The sequence below is a fragment of the Streptomyces sp. NPDC005195 genome (assembly GCF_040608315.1).
GTDB classification, from domain to species: domain Bacteria; phylum Actinomycetota; class Actinomycetes; order Streptomycetales; family Streptomycetaceae; genus Streptomyces; species Streptomyces kaempferi.
Map to the genome: position 1 here is coordinate 53426 of NZ_JBEXHZ010000004.1, position 17088 is coordinate 70513.

A 17088-nucleotide genomic window follows, 5' to 3' on the forward strand; every position below is an offset into this window, starting at 1 on the left:
CGGCGGCTGAAGCGGGGGCCGGTCACCACTCGTTGTCGTTGATCACCCGGAAGCTGCCCACGGCACCGTCGTCACCGAACATGGCACCGGCGATCAGTGCGTCGGTTCCGAACGCGTCTCCGTTGACGGGACTGGTCACCACGCCGTGGGTGGCGCCGTGGGGGCCGACGGTGGCGACCGGGGAGCCGCCGTTGCAGTTGAATCCGCGGTAGACCTCGACGGTCCTCCTGCTGTCGTTCTCGATGCTGAAGCTGTTGGCGCCCAGCCCGCTGGCGGCGGCGATGCAGCCCTCGATGGAGCCGGAGTACGTCCGCTCGTTGAAGTAGATGTACCCGGGTCCCTCGCGGTCCGAGCCATGGCCGCGGCCCCCGCGGTCACCGCCCTCGCGATCGCCGCCCCCGCCCTCCTCGCCCTTGTTCCCACTCGCGGTGCCGCCATCGAGGGGAGGCGTGGCGGGGACGGCCTTCTGTGTGGACGGGGCCGCCTTCTGCACGGACGGCGCCGCCTTCTGGACGGAGGAGACCGCCCGCTGGACGGACGGGGCGGCCTGCGTGGACTCGGTGGGCGAGGCGTAGGTGATGCCGGTGGTGGCGAAGGCCGCTGCGCCTACGGCGGCGGCCACGGCGAAAGTACGCGTGGGCATGGGACTTCTCTCTGCCTCGGAGACGTCGGCCGGACAGCCGACCTGCGTTGAACGTACTAATGCCTGCAATAGCTGTCATATCGGGCATGTCCAACGTGTGATGTCGGGGGACCGGACGGGTGCAAAAGCAGGGCGCACCGCATACCGCACCGCATACCGCGGCGGAGACGGGGATCTGGTGCGTCGTCAGCGTGTCCGGGCCGGTCAACTGCTCGGAAGGCTCTGCCTGATGCTGATCACCCGGTCTCCGAGCTGAAGAGCCGAGGCCTCCGGGTCGGTGTAGTCCAACACCCTCTTGCGCCGTACGACGGCGACGACGAGATCGGAGCACTCGCGCGGAGAGCGGCCCACCTCGTCCTCGGCCACCGCGCGTTCGACGAGATCGAGTCCGCTGCCGTGGGTCATCAGGTCCTCCAGGGTGTCGGCCGCGTGCGGACTGGCCACGGACACGCCGAGAAGACGGCCGGCCGAGCTGGAACTCGTGACCACGGTGTCCGCGCCGCTCTGTCTGATCAGGGGGACGTTCTCGTCCTCCCGGACCGCGACGACGAGAGTCGCCCGCTTGTTGAGCTGGCGCGCGGTGAGCGTGACCAGTGCCGCGGTGTCGTCGCGCTGCGGGGCGACGATGACGCGTGCGGCGGTCTGCAACTCGGCCTTGCGAAGGGTGTCGGTGCGTGTCGCGTCACCGAGTACGGCCACGAGCCCGTCGTTGCCGGCGGCCTCGACGGCCTTGCGCTGCGGATCGACGATGACGATGTGGTCCTTCGGTGTGCCCTGGTTCAGCAGCGACTCGACGGCGTGCCTCCCCTTGGTGCCGTATCCGACGACCACGACGTGATCCCGCATGCGCGAACGCCACCGGTGGACGCGCACCTGCTGGCGGGTGCGTTCCGTGAGGACCTCGAGCGTGGTGCCGACCAGGATGATCAGGAACAGCACGCGCAGCGGCGTGATGACGAGGATGTTGGTGAGCCGGGCGGCGTCGCTCACCGGAGTGATGTCGCCGTACCCGGTGGTCGAGAGGGTGACGGTCGCGTAGTACGCGGCGTCCAGGAAGTCGACGCGGCCGTCCGCGTTGTCGTTGTAGCCGTCACGGTCGACCCAGACGAGAAGCGTCGTCACGGCCAGCACCAACAGCGCCATGGCCAGTCGGCGCAGGACCTGCTGGAGCGGCGGCAGCGCCTTCTCGGCGGGCATGGTGATGGAGCGTCCGGCTTCGGCGTCCTCCATGGCCTCGCCCCGCGACCGGTGCCAGAGGGATCGGAGGATCGAGAACCTCTCGGGTCTGGGGAGAGGCTGCTTCTCGTGGTTCATGGCTTGCCCCCTGCGGCGGTGATCCGGTCGGTCAGCACGGTGACCATGGTCCCGGACGAACGTCCCCCCGCACGCAGGCCGCGGAATCCGGCACGTCGCTCCCCTGACGGGACCGCGACCGCGACCCCGACCGGGACCGCGAGTACGACCCCGACCGTGACCCCGACCGCGACCGGAGCCGCCGGAAGGCGAGCGGCGCGCCCTCCGGAGGAACGCGGGCTCGCCGTCCTGTCGGCAGTGGCGTCGTACCCGTTGGCAGTAGCGTCGGCACCGTCGCCAGGTTCATAGGGTGCATGCGGAAGACTGCTGGAGGGGGCGGACCTTGAGGGACCACACGGTTGTTGTCGGCTTCGGGACCAAGGGGCGGTCGGCGGTGCAGACCGTCTGTGCCACGGGACTGCGCAAGGAACAGGTCGTGGTCGTCGACCCCAGCTCCGAGGCGGTCGACGCGGCGACGGCCGCCGGATACACGGGGGTCGTCGGGGACGCGACCCGCAGCGACGTGCTGGTGCGGGCCGAGGTCCAGAGGGCGCGGCAGATCATCATCGCGACCCAGCGCGACGACACGGCCGTGCTGGTCACGCTGACCGCCCGGCAGCTCAACCGCCAGGCGAAGATCGTCGCCGCGGTGCGCGAGGAGGAGAACGCGCCGCTGCTGCGGCAGTCGGGCGCCGACGCCGTCATCACCAGCGCCAGCGCGGCGGGACGGCTCCTCGGACTCTCCGTGCTCAGCCCCAGCGCGGGCCTGGTCATGGAGGACCTCATCCAGCAGGGCAGCGGGCTCGAGATCGTCGAACGTCCGGTCATAAAGGCCGAGGTGGGCAAGGGTGTACGCGAGACCGGCGACCTGGTGGTGAGCGTCGTACGGGGGCATCGGGTGCTGGGCTACGACGATCCGGCCGTCGGAACGCTCCAGCTGACCGACCGCCTCATCACGATCGTGCGGGTCGCTCCGCGTCCACCGGTGGCGCCGGGCACCCGTTCCCTCCCGCAGGAGTAGCGTCGCCCTCATGTACGCGATCACGATTCCTGAACCTGGTGGGCCCGAGGCGCTGGTGTGGGACGAGGTCCCGGACCCCGTGCCCGGCGAGGGCGAAGTCCTCGTCGAGGTGGTGGCGAGCGCGGTCAACCGCGCCGACCTGATGCAGCGGCAGGGCTTCTACGCCCCGCCGCCCGGAGCGTCCCCCTACCCCGGCCTCGAATGCGCGGGACGCATCGTCGAGAGCGGGCCGGGTGTCTCGGGGTGGGCCGTCGGTGACGAGGTGTGCGCGCTGCTCGCGGGCGGTGGGTACGCCGAGAAGGTCGTCGTCCCGGCCGGACAGTTGCTGCCCGTACCCGAGGGCCTGGACCTCGATCGGGCCGCGGCGCTGCCCGAGGTGGCCTGCACCGTCTGGTCGAACGTCTTCATGATCTCCCACCTGCGTCCGGGCGAGACCCTGCTCGTGCACGGCGGTTCCAGCGGCATCGGCACCATGGCGATCCAGCTCGCCAAGGCCGTGGGCGCGAAGGTCGCCGTCACGGCGGGCACCAAGGAGAAACTCGACTTCTGCGCCGAGCTCGGCGCGGACATCCTGATCAACTACCGCGAGCAGGACTTCGTCGAGGAGATCGAGCGGGCCACGGACGGGGCGGGCGCCGACGTCATCCTCGACAACATGGGCGCCAAGTACCTCGACCGCAACGTGCGGGCCCTCGCCGTCAACGGACGACTCGCGATCATCGGCCTGCAGGGCGGTGCCAAGGGCGAGCTGAACATCGGCGCGCTCCTCACCAAGCGGGCCGCCGTCAGCGCGACCTCGCTGCGCGCCCGTCCGCTCGGCGAGAAGGCGGCGATCGTCGCTGCCGTACGCGAGCACGTGTGGCCGTTGATCGACTCCGGTCACGTGCGCCCGGTGGTCGACCGCGAGCTGCCGATGAACGAGGCCGCGGCGGCGCACCGGATCCTGGAGGAGAGCGGTCACATCGGCAAGGTGCTGCTCATCGCTCCCTGACGCGTGCCCAGGCGCCCTCCAGCGCCCCCATGAGGGGCCGGTGGCGATGGGCGTGGCGGTGGGGCGTGGCCGGGCGGGCCGCTCAGCCACGCCGCAGGCGCAGGGCGACGAAGGCCATCCCCAGCCCCAGGCCGATGAGGATCAGACCGCCGCCCAGGGGCAGGATCCGGAGCATCGGCCGTGCCGGGCCGTTGCCGGGGCCGACGACGTGCTGCTCGACGGGGACGGCCGCGTTCGGCGGCGGCCCGGTGGTGACGTCTCCCGTCCCGCCCACGCCGTCCTGCAGGGCCCCGGATCCGGGGCCCTCCTCGACGGGGTCCCGGTCGGTGTACGTCGGCGCGGTGTCCTCGTCGTGCTCACTCTCCCCCTGGTTCCTCTCCTCGCGTCCGGGCCGCACACGGCCCGCCCCCGCGTCGCTTCCCGCGCGGGAGTCCGCGGCGGCCGGTGTCGGCCCGGCCGCCTCCGCGACGGACGGCGCTTTGGCGGGGGCCGATCCGGGGGCTGATCCGGGGGCCGAAGCGGCGGCCGCGACGGATGGCGAGCGCGACGGCGCGCGGGACGGCGAGTGCGATGGCGGGGCGGATGGCGCGCGGGACGGCGAGTGCGACGGTGGGGCGGATGGCGCGCGGGGCGGCGACGCGGACGGCCGGCGGGGCGGTGCGGACGGCGACGCGGACGGCCGGCGCGACGGTGACGCGGAGGACGAAGCGGACGGTGCGGCGGGCGGCGAGGTGGCCGGTGGCGCGGAGGACGCGGCCGCGTACGAGGCGGCGCACAACGGGGATGCCGCGGTGGTCGCCAGAAGCAGCAGCAATATCAGCCCGCGGGGTGGGCCGAGCCATGGAGTCACGCCCGTGACCCCCTCCCGGTAGAGGAGTCCCATGATCATTGGGGCAAGCCTCACATGACGCCCTCTTCCCGGCATCTCGACGGTGACCGGCCGAGTGGATCACCCTGTGTGGGGGGGCGCCAGCGTGATGAGGTGGAGGGGTGCGAGACAATGGCGGCATGGAGATGCCGAGGAACGAACGGTCGCCGGAGAACCCCCAGATCCTGGTCGTGGGCCAGGACGGAATGACTCTCGGTGGCACCGGTGACGAGGACTCCCGCGAGGTCCCGGTGACAGAGATGGTCGAACAGCCAGCCAAGGTCATGCGCATCGGGAGCATGATCAAGCAACTCCTCGAAGAGGTGCGCGCCGCGCCCCTGGACGAGGCGAGCCGGGTCCGGCTCAAGGAGATCCACGCCAGCTCCGTGAAGGAGCTGGAGGACGGCCTGGCACCCGAACTGGTCGAGGAACTGGAACGGCTGTCACTGCCCTTCACCCACGACGCGACCCCCAGCGACGCCGAGCTGCGGATCGCGCAGGCGCAGCTGGTCGGCTGGCTCGAGGGTCTCTTCCACGGAATCCAGACGACCCTGTTCGCGCAGCAGATGGCGGCCAGGGCACAGCTGGAGCAGATGCGCCGTGCCCTTCCGCCGGGCGTCGGCGGCGTGGAAGGTGACGAGGATCCGCGCACGGGCGGCCGCTCGGGCGGCCCGTACCTGTAGGTCCCGGCGGCACCGCGGGACGGGAAACAGGCGACGGTACGGTACGGACAGGTCGGGCCCGGCACGCAGGTGCCGGGCCCGTTTCCTGCTTCCGGCCGTCGAGCGGGTGGTCACCCGTCGTCGGCGACCGGTGGCAGCGACCGGCGGGGACCGGTCGGCGGGGACCGGTCGTCACCGGCCGTTCAGGACGGGTCGCCGGTCGAGACCTTGAGTTCGATCTCGGGCATGTCCTTCGGGTCGACGTCCGTTCCGGCGGTGGGGAACTGCTCCATGACCGTGCCCTCGCCGTACGTGTTCTCGTCGACACGGGTCTGCTTCATCCGCCAGCCCGCGGCCTGGAAGCAGGACTTGACCGACTTGATGTACCGGTAGGTGAAGTCCGGAACCTGGATCTTGTCCGGGTCGTCGTACGACTCCTGTGGATTCGTGCACTTCTCCGTGTCGATCGTCTTCGAGGTGTCCGGACCCCGGTGGCTCGCCACCACGGACGGCGACGTGCTCGTGCGGCCGCCGCCCTTGTCGTCGTTGCCGCCGCCGTCGTTCATCGAGAGCGCGGTGATCAGACCGCCGACCGCGACGATCGCGACCACGATCGACCCGATGACGACCCCCTTGTTGCTCCCGCGGCCCCCCGGACCGCCCGTGGCGGACGGCACGTGCTGGGGCGCGAGGTTGTACGGCGGCGGGGTCGGCACACCGTGCTGCGGGGCGTACGGCGTGGTCTGATGGGCCGGCTGGTAGCCGCCCTGCTGGGGATAGCCGTACGCCGGGGACGTCGGGGGCGGGGTCGGCGCGCCGTAGGGGCCCGGCTGGTACGGGGTCTGCACGGGACCCGGTGTCGGCATCGATGACTGGTCGACCGGCGGGAAGACGGCGGAGCCCACGCCCGCGCCGCTCGAGGTCCTGGCGCCGGGGACGATGCTCGGCGGGACGGCGTGGAGCGACTGGGCCACGCGCAGGCACTCGTCGCGCATCGTCTCGGCGCTCGGGAAACGCTCGTTCGGGTTCTTCTTCAGCGCCCGGGCGATCAGCGCGTCCACGGCCGGCGGCAGCGAGCGGTTGACCGAGGAGGGCGCGACCGGCTCTTCCTGGACGTGCGCGTACGCGATGGCCAGCGGTGAGTCCGCCTCGAACGGCAGCCGTCCGGTGACCAGTTGGAACAGCATGATGCCGACCGAGTACAGGTCGGACCGGGCGTCCACGCCCCTGCCGAGCGCCTGCTCGGGAGAGAGGTACTGCGGGGTGCCGACGACCATGCCGGTCTGGGTCATCGAGGTGACCCCGGACTGCATCGCGCGGGCGATGCCGAAGTCCATCACCTTGACGACGCCCCGCTTCGTCATCATCACGTTGCCCGGCTTGATGTCCCGGTGGACCAGACCCATCTCGTGGCTGATCTCCAGGGCCGCCAGCACGTCCGCGGTGATCTTCAGGGCCTTGTCGGCGGGCATGGCGCCGTACTGCTGGATGTCCGCGTCGAGGACCGAGCCGAGCGGCTTGCCCTCGATGTACTCCATGACGATGTACGGCGTCGTCATGCCGTTGAGGTCGTCCTCGCCGGTGTCGAAGACCGAGACGATGTTCGTGTGCGTGAGCTTGGCCACCGACTGGGCCTCGCGGCGGAAACGCTCGCGGAAGGCCTGCTCACGGCCGAGCTCCGTGTGCAGTGTCTTGATCGCCACCTGGCGGTCGAGTACCGAGTCGTACGCGAGATGCACCGAGGCCATGCCGCCCTCGCCGAGCAGATCGCGCAGCTGGTAGCGGCCGCCGGCGACCGCGCGCCCCGCGTACCGGCCCTGTGCGCCGTCCTGGCTCATGTTCTGCGTCCCCCATCGGCACGGCGGCAGCGTCGGTTGGTTGCTCCCGCGGTCCGTGATCGATTGACTGTGATCGAATCGATCGACTGTGATCACCTGTGCTCCGGTGATCGATTGGCTTATTCCCGGCCAAGTCTGCCCGAGGGCGGTGACACGTCAAGCTCGGTGCCCGTTCCGTGACCGTACGCGAAAGAAGCGTCGCGGAAGCGTTACAGGTGCCGTACGGGCGGTACACAGGATTTGCGCGAGGCTACCCGGGGCGGGTTGGATGACCGGTCCATCTCGATTCCATCTCGGACCGGCACCCCACGCCGAGCCTGTAGCGTGGCCCGACGGAGACCGTAACAACCACCGCGCAGACCGCGGGCAGAAACGACGGCGAGGACTGATGGCACAGCAGCAGCGCGCTCAGGGCCCGTCCGACCCCGAGGCGACTGGCGGCGGTATGTCAGATGCGCCGGAGATGTGGGGTAACGGCGGACTTGTGGGGGATGGCCGGTATCGGTTGACCCACAGACTAGGCCGGGGCGGCATGGCCGAGGTGTTCGCGGCCGAGGACGTGCGCCTCGGGCGCACCGTCGCGGTCAAACTGCTCCGCTCGGATCTGGCCGAGGACCCCGTCTCGAAGGCCCGCTTCACGCGCGAGGCCCAGTCGGTGGCCGGACTCAACCACCACGCCGTCGTCGCCGTGTACGACTCCGGCGAGGACGTGGTCGGGCACGGGGTCGTCCCGTACATCGTGATGGAGCTGGTCGAGGGCCACACCATTCGTGACCTGCTCATCAACGCCGAGGCCCCCGGACCCGAGCAGGCGCTGATCATCGTCTCGGGCGTGCTGGAGGCGCTGGCCTACTCGCACCAGCACGGCATCGTGCACCGCGACATCAAGCCGGCGAACGTGATCATCACGCAGACCGGCGCCGTGAAGGTGATGGACTTCGGCATCGCGCGCGCCCTGCACGGCGCGCAGTCGACGATGACCCAGACCGGCATGGTCATGGGAACGCCGCAGTACCTCTCCCCGGAGCAGGCGCTCGGCAAGGCCGTCGACCACCGCTCCGACCTGTACGCCACCGGCTGCCTGCTCTACGAACTTCTCGCGCTGCGGCCCCCGTTCACCGGTGAGACGCCGTTGTCGGTGGTCTACCAGCACGTCCAGGACATCCCGGTCCCTCCGTCCGAGGTCGCGGCGGGGGCGCCGCCGGAGCTCGACGGGCTGGTCATGCGCTCGCTCGCGAAGGAGCCGGACGACCGGTTCCAGACCGCCGAGGAGATGCGCGGGCTCGTCCAGTACGGCTTGCAGATGCTGTACGACCAGGGCGGACACACCGGCAGCTGGAACACCGGGCCGGTCACCGTGCACGAGGGCCTGCACAGCCCGTCGGCGGGCTTCGCGGGCACGACCGCGCTGCCGCACCCGGGCGACTCCGGCACCACGCAGATCCCGGGGCCGATCATCCCGCCGTACGGCGGCGGGGACGACGGCGGCTTCGAGGGGCACGGCAGCGGGGGCGGCGGCCGCGGCAAGCTGTGGATCCTCGCGGTGCTCGCGGTGATCGCGATCGCGGCGGGTGTAGCACTCGCGCTCAACAACACCGGTGGCGGCGGCAGCGGCGGCACCGGTACGACCCAGTCGCCCAAGGTCACGCCGTCCGACAAGGGCGACGAGACCAGCGCGAGCCCGAGCGACGACTCCACGGACACCTCGACGGACAGTTCCACGGACAACGGCACGGGCTCGGACCCCGGTTCGGACTACACGCCGTCGGACACCCCGTCCGAGAGCTACAGCAGCAAGCCCTCGGACGAGCCGTCCGACGAGCCCTCGGACACCCCGACGAAGTCGACGCCCTCGCAGCCGTCGAACGAGCCGAGCACCGACGCGCCGGTCTCCCCGGACCCCACCGGGGACGGTGGTGGCGACACTCAGGGCAACACCGCGAATCCCTGAGGGGATCCCACCGAAACGCCCTCCACGCGCGCGTGAGGCCCGGAAACGGGCGCCACGCGCGCGTGGGCGTTCGCGGGCCCCGGAAGCGCCCTCGCGGGGTGTCCTGGCCGTCTCCCGGGGTGTTCCCGTGGCCCCACCCGGCCGCGGATCAGCCCGTGAACGCCTCGCACACCGCGTCGTACTCCCGTGTCCACCACACCGCCAGCGCCGAGGCCGCCGGGAACTGGGGGTCGGCACGGGTGTCGCCGCGCTCGTAGTGCCAGCGCAGCATCCAGAAGTCGTTGAGCCGTTCCCACCACACGCGGTGCACGGCGGCCGCCAGTTCGGCGGGCCCCGCGCCCGCCGCGCGCCGGTACGCGCGCGCGTAGGCCCGCACCTTGGCCAGGTCGAGCGCGCCGACGGGGCGCACGAAGAAGATCATCGCGGCGCGTACGGCCTCCTCGGCGCGGGGGTGGACGCCCAGCCGGTCCCAGTCGACGATCGCGGCCGGTTCGCCGTCGCGGTAGAGCAGGTTGAACGGGTGGAAGTCGCCGTGCACCCAGCCCACCGAGCCGCCCTGCGGAGGCCGTCGGTCGGCGTGCTTCTCCAGGAGGGCGCGCCGTTCCAGGAGCCGGTGCCGGGCGAGTTCGTCGAAGGCGTCCGGCGGGCGGTGGCTGCGCACCCTGGCGAGCAGGCGGTCGATGAGCGCGAAGGTGTCGACGGGGTCGGCACCCCGCGCCGGGTCGGTGCCCTCCTGGGCGCGGGCCCCGGTGTTCGCGGCGCCCTCCGGCGTCACCGAGGCCCCGACCTGTGCGACCCGCCCCCTGTCCGGCGTCCTCTCCGGCGCCACCTCCGGCGTCCCGGCCATCTCGTCGGCCGTTCCCTTCGAAGCCTGGCTGTGGCTGTGGCCCTGGTCCTGGTCCTGGCCGGTCCTGGCCTCGGCGGGCGGTTTCGCGGGGGCGCGTCCCTGTGTCGCCATCACCCGCTCCATGACCCGTTCCAGACTCGCGTGGACGACCCCGAGGAGGGCCCCCAGCCGGGCGCACTGCGCCGTGGTGAGCTGACCGCCGTGCCGGTGCCCGCCGTCGATCCAGGGGTGCAGCGCGTACGCGTGGCCTCCGACGACGGCGACGGTGCGTCCGTCGGTGCCGGCCAGCGGCGGGGCGACGGGAACGCCGAGATCCGCGAGACGCTGGGTCGCCCGGTGCTGGCGGGCGATCGCGGCGGGGTCGGCCGTCTCGGGGTCGAAATGGTGCTTGAGGAAATAGCGGCCGTGGGTGGTGCGCAGTCGGTAGCCGCGGTTGAGCAGCCCCTGTTCGACGGGGTCGCAGGTCAGCGCGGACCCGGCGGCGTACTGGCGGAGGAGGGCGCCCAGAGGGGGCGCGTGAATCACAGGAATGGGTACGGATGAGCGCGGCACGCGCCAGATGCTAGGACACTGTATACGGCCCTGACCTGCGTTTGTCACACACAGTCATGTTTGATCACGAGACGGTCACAGGATGTGCCGGAACTGCCGTTCCGGGCCATCGTCCGTGGAGTGCACGGTGCAGAACTGGGGGGTGACGCCCAGATAGACCGGGTCGAAGCGTTCGCCGTCCACGAGTCGCGGGGCGGGTCCAAAACGCTCCCGCTCGGCCGCGGTCGGCTCGACCGTCTCGCACCGGCCGACGATCTGCACGGACCACAGGCTCTCGCCGGGCCGCGCGGAACCCAGGTTGTCGGTGCCGTAGGCGATGACGCCGCCGGCGCACGCCTGGTGGCTTCCGCAGCCCCGGTGCATGCGCAGCAGCACGCGCCCCTCCACCACGATGTGGCGGGCCGACGCGAGCAGGGGCAGCGCGTGCCGGCTGGCGGCCACCCGGCCGTGATCGGTGCGGCGCATCAGGTCCACGGCGAGCTGTTCGTCGGTGGGCATTCTTCCAATCTTCGGTATCCGCACCGCCCCGACAAGTGCCGCCCGTCCCGGGGAGGGGGCCATAGGTCCCGAACGGGCCCGGGTCCCGGCCCGCGTCGGCCCGGGTGCGTCAGCGGCGCTGCTTCTCCGCCTGGATGCGTGCCACGTACGCGGCCGCCTGGGAACGCCGCTCCATGCCCAGCTTGGACAGCAGGCTCGACACGTAGTTCTTGATCGTCTTCTCGGCGAGATGCAGCCGCTCGCCTATCGCGCGGTTGGTCAGCCCCTCGCCGATCAGGTCGAGGATCCTGCGCTCCTGCTCGGTGAGGTGCGCGAGCCGGTCGTCGCCGCGGGGGCCGCCGTCGCGCAGCCTCTCCAGGACCCGGGCCGTGGCCTCCGGGTCGAGCAGAGACTTCCCGGCCGCGACATCGCGCACGGCCGCCAGCAGTTCACCGCCGCGGATCGCCTTCAGTACATAGCCCGACGCACCCGCCATGATCGCTTCGAAAAGTGCCTCGTCATCGGCGTAGGAGGTCAGCATCAGGCATTTGACGGCCTCGTCGGCGGACCGGATCTCGCGGCAGACCTCCACGCCGCTGCCGTCCGGGAGCCGCACGTCGAGCACCGCGACGTCCGGGTGCGTGGCGGGAATCCGTACCAGCGCGTCGGCCGCCGTCCCGGCCTCGCCGACCACGTCGATGTCGTCCTCCACGGAGAGCAACTCGTGGACCCCGCGCCGCACCACCTCGTGGTCATCGACGAGAAATACGGTAATTTTTCCGTTTTCGGGCACAAAGTAAGTGTCACACACCACCTTCGGCCCTGTGGAGGTCCACTCTTCCCGTGCCCGGGGTGGCCGGGATAACGTGCCGGTGTTCCGGCCCCCCGCAAGGCTGCGACCAGTGCTGTGACCAGCAACTGTTCCCGACCCGCGCGAACTACTTGGAAATCCGACTAAAAAGTAGTTGGAAATCCAAGCAAAAACGCAGGTCAGGAGGGGTTTCACAGAAATGTGGAGCACTGGGTAACGTGACCGATGCAGGGCGCTCGCCGGGGCACCTGTCACGCCTGTTCCGGCCGAGTGGCACCCACCCCGTGCACGGGTACTGGAACGGCGAGCCGCTCCCTCGAGCTCTCGATGAGCAAGGGGGAACCCAGCCACCCGGCAACCCCGGGGGCCGGACCGACGGAGGAGCACACGTGACCGTGGAGAGCACTGCCGCGCGCAAGCCGCGACGCAGCGCCGGTACGACCGCTGCGAAAAGCGGCGCCAGTACGGCCGGTTCAAAGACCGCCGCGAGCAGGACGGCAGCGGGCAAGGGCACCGGCGCGGCCGGCAAGAAGTCACCGGGTACTTCGGGCGCGGACCCCGAACTCGTCCAGCTGCTGACGCCGGAGGGCGAGCGGGTCGCGGACGCCACGTACGACCCGTACGTCGCCGACATCACCCCCGAGGAGCTGCGCGGCCTGTACCGGGACATGGTGCTGAGCCGCCGCTTCGACGCCGAGGCCACCTCTCTGCAGCGCCAGGGCGAGCTGGGCCTGTGGGCCTCGATGCTCGGCCAGGAGGCCGCCCAGATCGGTTCGGGCCGGGCCACCCGTGACGACGACTACGTCTTCCCGACCTACCGCGAGCACGGCGTCGCCTGGTGCCGCGGGGTCGACCCGACCAACCTGCTCGGCATGTTCAGGGGTGTGAACAACGGCGGCTGGGACCCGAACGGCAACAACTTCCACCTGTACACGATCGTCATCGGCTCGCAGACGCTGCACGCCACCGGCTACGCCATGGGCATCGCCAAGGACGGCGCGGACTCGGCCGTGATCGCGTACTTCGGGGACGGCGCCTCCAGCCAGGGCGACGTCGCCGAATCGTTCACCTTCTCCGCGGTCTACAACGCGCCCGTCGTGTTCTTCTGCCAGAACAACCAGTGGGCGATCTCCGAGCCCACCGAGAAGCAGACCCGCGTCCCGCTCTACCAGCGCGCGCAGGGCTACGGCTTCCCGGGCGTCCGCGTCGACGGCAACGACGTCCTGGCCTGCCTGGCCGTGACCAAGTGGGCCCTGGAGCGGGCCCGCCGCGGCGAGGGGCCCACGCTCGTCGAGGCGTACACGTACCGCATGGGCGCGCACACCACCTCCGACGACCCGACCAAGTACCGGGCGGACGAGGAGCGCGAGGCCTGGGAGGCGAAGGACCCGATCCTGCGCCTGCGCGCGTACCTGGAGGCCGCAAACCACGCGGACGAGGGATTCTTCGCGGAACTCGAGGCCGAGAGCGAGACGTTGGGCAAACGAGTACGCGAAGTCGTCCGGGCCATGCCGGACCCCGACCACCTCGCGATCTTCGAGAACGTGTACGCGGACGGGCACGCGCTCGTCGACGAGGAGCGAGCCCAGTTCGCCGCCTACCAGGCGTCGTTCGCGGACGAAGGGGAGGGCAAGTAGCGATGGCTGCGGAAAAGATGGCGCTGGCCAAGGCGATCAACGAGTCGCTGCGCACGGCCCTCGACACCGACCCCAAGGTCCTGATCATGGGTGAGGACGTCGGCAAGCTCGGCGGTGTCTTCCGGGTCACCGACGGCCTGCAGAAGGACTTCGGCGAGGACCGGGTCATCGACACCCCGCTCGCCGAGTCGGGCATCGTCGGTACGGCGATCGGCCTCGCCCTGCGGGGCTACCGCCCGGTGGTGGAGATCCAGTTCGACGGCTTCGTCTTCCCGGCGTACGACCAGATCGTCACGCAGCTCGCGAAGATGCACGCGCGGGCGCTCGGCAAGATCAAGCTCCCCGTCGTCATCCGCATTCCCTACGGCGGTGGCATCGGTGCCGTGGAGCACCACTCCGAATCCCCCGAGGCGCTCTTCGCGCACGTCGCGGGCCTCAAGGTGGTCTCCCCGTCGAACCCGAGCGACGCCTACTGGATGATGCAGCAGGCCATCCAGAGCGACGACCCGGTGATCTTCTTCGAGCCCAAGCGGCGCTACTGGGACAAGGGCGAGGTCAACACCGACGCCATCCCCGGCCCGCTGCACAAGGCGGTCGTGGCCCGTGAGGGCAGCGACCTGACGCTCGCCGCGTACGGCCCGATGGTGAAGGTCTGCCTGGAGGCCGCGGCGGCCGCCCAGGAGGAGGGCAAGTCGATCGAGGTCCTGGACCTGCGCTCGATGTCGCCCATCGACTTCGACTCCGTCCAGACCTCGGTGGAGAAGACCCGCCACCTGGTCGTGGTGCACGAGGCTCCGGTGTTCCTGGGCACGGGCGCGGAGATCGCCGCCCGCATCACGGAGCGGTGCTTCTACCACCTGGAGGCACCCGTCCTGCGGGTCGGGGGCTACCACGCCCCCTATCCGCCGGCACGCCTGGAGGACGAGTACCTTCCGGGCCTGGACCGGGTGCTCGACGCCGTCGACCGCTCGCTTGCGTACTGAGGAGAGGGTCGTGACGACGATGACTGAGAACGCGTCGGGGCTCCGCGAGTTCAAGATGCCCGACGTGGGCGAGGGACTCACCGAGGCGGAGATCCTCAAGTGGTACGTCCAGCCCGGTGACACCGTCACCGACGGCCAGGTCGTGTGCGAGGTCGAGACCGCCAAGGCCGCGGTCGAGCTGCCCATCCCGTACGACGGCGTGGTGCGCGAACTCCGCTTCCCCGAGGGGACGACGGTGGACGTGGGCCAGGTGATCATCGCGGTGGACGTGGCCGGAGGAGCGGCGCCCGCGGCGGCCCCGGCCGCCGAGCCCGTGCCCGTGACGCCGCCGGCCCCGGCGGTTCCCGCCGACGGAGAGCCCAAGTCCGCGGGCCGCAAGCCGGTCCTCGTCGGGTACGGCGTGGCCGAGTCCTCCACCAAGCGACGCCCCCGCAAGGGCGTCGAGGTCCCCCCGCAGCAGTCCGAGGTGTCCCACGCGGCCACCGCGATCCAGGGCGAGCTCAACGGACACGGCAGGCCGCGCCCGCTGGCGAAGCCCCCGGTCCGCAAGCTCGCCAAGGACCTCGGGGTCGACCTGACGTCGGTCACCCCGTCCGGCCCGGGCGGCGTCATCACGCGTGAGGACGTCCACGCGGCCGTGGCGCCCGCACCGGTGCCGGCCCCGCAGACGTCCGTCGAGGAGACCGTGACGGCCGCCCGCGTCCAGGCGCCCGCCCCGGTCGCCGCGTACGACGCGGTGCGGGAGACCCGTGTCCCGGTGAAGGGGGTCCGCAAGGCCACCGCCACCGCGATGGTCGGCTCGGCGTTCACCGCTCCGCACGTCACCGAGTTCGTGACGGTCGACGTGACGCGCACGATGCGGCTCGTCGAGGAGCTCAAGCAGGACAAGGATCTCGCGGGCCTGCGTGTGAACCCGCTGCTGCTCATCGCCAAGGCCCTGCTGGTGGCGATCAAGCGCAACCCGGACGTCAACGCGTCCTGGGACGAGGCGGCCCAGGAGATCGTCCTCAAGCACTACGTCAACCTGGGCATCGCCGCCGCCACACCCCGTGGTCTGCTCGTCCCGAACATCAAGGACGCGCACACCAAGACGCTCCCCCAGCTCGCCGAGTCCCTGGGCGAGCTGGTGGCGACGGCCCGTGAGGGCAGGACCTCGCCGGCCGCGATGCAGGGCGGCACGGTGACGATCACCAACGTCGGCGTCTTCGGCGTCGACACCGGCACGCCGATCCTCAATCCCGGCGAGTCGGCGATCCTCGCGATCGGTGCGATCAAGCTCCAGCCCTGGGTCCACAAGGGCAAGGTGAAGCCGCGTCAGGTGACGACGCTCGCCCTCTCCTTCGACCACCGCCTGGTCGACGGCGAGCTGGGCTCCAAGGTCCTCGCCGACGTGGCGGCGATCCTGGAACAGCCGAAGAAACTCATCACCTGGGCGTGACAGCCGCGCCGATCGGATAGATTCGACTCCGGAGGGGTCGGCCGCAACTTCTGTTTGCGACCGCCCCCTCCGTCCGGTCCGCTCCGTCCGGGCCCTGGGTCAGGGACGGTTGAGCACGTAGACCGGCGCCCCGTTCTCGCCGCCGCCCCGGGAGTGGATGCAGGCGTGCTTGCGCAGCATCCGCAGGCAGTCGTTGACCCGCTGCACGGACAGTCCCGTACGCGCCGCGATGGACTCCAGCGGCTGCCGCAGCTCGCCCTCGTCGACCAGGACCGGCACGATCACCACCGCGACCGCCCACACGTCGGACGTCACGCTGAGCCGCTGCCGCCAGTCGGCCAGTACGGACTCGGCGGTCGCGTGCGCGGAGAACGCGGCGGTGGGCGCCGGGCGGTCGAGGGCCAGGACGTCGAGCCGGTCCGCGATGCGCTCCATGGCCTGCGCGATGGCCTGCTGCGTGACGAGTGTCGCGCGCTGCATCTCGACCATGGTCCGCTGCAGGGTGAGCGACTCCTGCTGGGCGAGGGCGTGCTGTTCGTCCGCCCGCAGGTTGAGCTCCTCCAGCCGGACGATGGCTTCGGCGACCTGTTCGGGCATGGCGTAGGCGATGGGCGCGCCCGGGTCGGCGGGCTGCACCTCGGCCTCTTCGAGAGAGTAGGAACCCTCTCGCTGCACGGTCTCGATGACCTCGGCGACCCACAACTTGAAGGGGGCGCAGGAAGGCTTGGTGCAGGCGTTGACGAGGAGGATCAGACCCTGGAGGTCGATCAGCTGCAAGTCTCGGCGCCATGTCCTGCCTGCGGGAATGCTGAGACCGTGACCTCCAGTCACTGTCTCGAGATTGTCTCGATGCTGCTCTGGGACATGGTCGAGGAGTGCCTTCCGGGGCGTGGTGTAGCCCAACTCCTTGCAGACGTCCACGGACGGGAACCAGTGGTTTCCGTCCGGCATGGTCAGCCTTCGGATCCGGTCACCGGTCGCCGCGAACACGAAGTCGCTGATGTCGATCGCCTCGTGCGGTTCGGCCGAGCTGGGCCGCTTGCTGGGTTCGTTCATGTGAACCACCTCCGCTGCGG

General features: G+C 70.8%; 15 protein-coding genes and 1 pseudogene. 7 read left to right on the top strand and 9 right to left on the bottom strand.

Going from position 1 to position 17088, the window contains the following annotated elements; genetic code table 11:
• Positions 1–22 precede the first annotated feature (22 nt).
• Together ABZV34_RS06505 and ABZV34_RS06510 are read right to left on the bottom strand one after the other, a co-directional pair.
• The gene (locus tag ABZV34_RS06505; protein ID WP_356271893.1) at positions 23–643 is read right to left on the bottom strand and encodes a hypothetical protein; all 621 of its coding nucleotides are present in this window, start codon (positions 641–643) and stop codon (positions 23–25) included.
• 204 nt (positions 644–847) lie between these two features.
• On the bottom strand, positions 848–1957 hold the full coding sequence (locus tag ABZV34_RS06510) for a potassium channel family protein (protein WP_356271895.1): 1110 nt from the start codon (positions 1955–1957) through the stop codon (positions 848–850).
• Positions 1958–2276: 319 nt separating this feature from the next.
• Between ABZV34_RS06510 and ABZV34_RS06515 the strand changes: the two are divergent.
• Together ABZV34_RS06515 and ABZV34_RS06520 are read left to right on the top strand one after the other, a co-directional pair.
• Positions 2277–2957, top strand: a pseudogene (locus tag ABZV34_RS06515) (NAD(P)-binding protein); the annotation flags it as partial.
• 10 nt (positions 2958–2967) lie between these two features.
• A complete protein-coding gene (locus ABZV34_RS06520) occupies positions 2968–3948 on the top strand; it encodes an NAD(P)H-quinone oxidoreductase (protein WP_356271897.1) in 981 nt (326 codons plus the stop codon).
• A gap of 82 nt (positions 3949–4030) precedes the next feature.
• Here ABZV34_RS06520 and ABZV34_RS06525 read toward each other — a convergent pair whose 3' ends face one another.
• Both ABZV34_RS06525 and ABZV34_RS06530 read right to left on the bottom strand, forming a co-directional pair.
• Complete coding sequence (locus tag ABZV34_RS06525; RefSeq protein ID WP_356271899.1) at positions 4031–4345, bottom strand: hypothetical protein; 315 nt, start codon at positions 4343–4345, stop codon at positions 4031–4033.
• Complete coding sequence (locus tag ABZV34_RS06530; RefSeq protein WP_356271901.1) at positions 4305–4724, bottom strand: hypothetical protein; 420 nt, start codon at positions 4722–4724, stop codon at positions 4305–4307. Before ABZV34_RS06530 ends, ABZV34_RS06525 begins: the two co-directional genes overlap by 41 nt.
• Before the next feature lie 232 nt (positions 4725–4956).
• Between ABZV34_RS06530 and ABZV34_RS06535 the strand changes: the two genes are divergently transcribed.
• Positions 4957–5499 carry a bacterial proteasome activator family protein gene (locus ABZV34_RS06535; RefSeq protein ID WP_356271903.1) on the top strand — a complete coding sequence of 181 codons (543 nt, stop codon included), beginning with the start codon at positions 4957–4959 and terminating at the stop codon, positions 5497–5499.
• A gap of 182 nt (positions 5500–5681) precedes the next feature.
• Here the strand turns inward: ABZV34_RS06535 and ABZV34_RS06540 are convergent, their stop codons facing one another.
• Complete coding sequence (locus ABZV34_RS06540) at positions 5682–7316, bottom strand: protein kinase (RefSeq protein ID WP_356271905.1); 1635 nt, start codon at positions 7314–7316, stop codon at positions 5682–5684.
• A 388-nt stretch (positions 7317–7704) separates the two neighbouring features.
• Between ABZV34_RS06540 and ABZV34_RS06545 the strand changes: the two genes are divergently transcribed.
• A complete protein-coding gene (locus tag ABZV34_RS06545; protein WP_356271907.1) occupies positions 7705–9267 on the top strand; it encodes a protein kinase in 1563 nt (520 codons plus the stop codon).
• 148 nt (positions 9268–9415) lie between these two features.
• On the opposite strand, the gene ABZV34_RS06550 is transcribed toward ABZV34_RS06545, so the two are convergent.
• The 3 genes from ABZV34_RS06550 to ABZV34_RS06560 form a co-directional block, all read right to left on the bottom strand.
• Positions 9416–10666 carry a phosphotransferase gene (locus ABZV34_RS06550; RefSeq protein WP_356271909.1) on the bottom strand — a complete coding sequence of 417 codons (1251 nt, stop codon included), beginning with the start codon at positions 10664–10666 and terminating at the stop codon, positions 9416–9418.
• A 75-nt stretch (positions 10667–10741) separates the two neighbouring features.
• Positions 10742–11164, bottom strand: coding sequence for a pyridoxamine 5'-phosphate oxidase family protein (locus tag ABZV34_RS06555; protein WP_356271911.1), 423 nt, complete (start codon positions 11162–11164; stop codon positions 10742–10744).
• A 109-nt stretch (positions 11165–11273) separates the two neighbouring features.
• Positions 11274–11936: a response regulator transcription factor gene (locus ABZV34_RS06560; RefSeq protein ID WP_356271913.1), complete on the bottom strand. Its 663-nt coding sequence runs from the start codon at positions 11934–11936 to the stop codon at positions 11274–11276.
• Between the two features lie 407 nt (positions 11937–12343).
• Between ABZV34_RS06560 and pdhA the strand changes: the two genes are divergently transcribed.
• From pdhA to ABZV34_RS06575, 3 genes are read left to right on the top strand one after another with little or no spacing between them, the layout of a single operon-like run.
• Positions 12344–13591, top strand: coding sequence for a pyruvate dehydrogenase (acetyl-transferring) E1 component subunit alpha (pdhA, locus tag ABZV34_RS06565; protein ID WP_356271915.1), 1248 nt, complete (start codon positions 12344–12346; stop codon positions 13589–13591).
• Positions 13592–13593: 2 nt separating this feature from the next.
• On the top strand, positions 13594–14574 hold the full coding sequence (locus ABZV34_RS06570) for an alpha-ketoacid dehydrogenase subunit beta (RefSeq protein WP_356271917.1): 981 nt from the start codon (positions 13594–13596) through the stop codon (positions 14572–14574).
• Between the two features lie 10 nt (positions 14575–14584).
• A complete protein-coding gene (locus ABZV34_RS06575; RefSeq protein ID WP_356271919.1) occupies positions 14585–16012 on the top strand; it encodes a dihydrolipoamide acetyltransferase family protein in 1428 nt (475 codons plus the stop codon).
• A gap of 99 nt (positions 16013–16111) precedes the next feature.
• On the opposite strand, the gene ABZV34_RS06580 is transcribed toward ABZV34_RS06575, so the two are convergent.
• Positions 16112–17068: a Bro-N domain-containing protein gene (locus ABZV34_RS06580; protein WP_356271920.1), complete on the bottom strand. Its 957-nt coding sequence runs from the start codon at positions 17066–17068 to the stop codon at positions 16112–16114.
• Positions 17069–17088 lie beyond the last annotated feature (20 nt).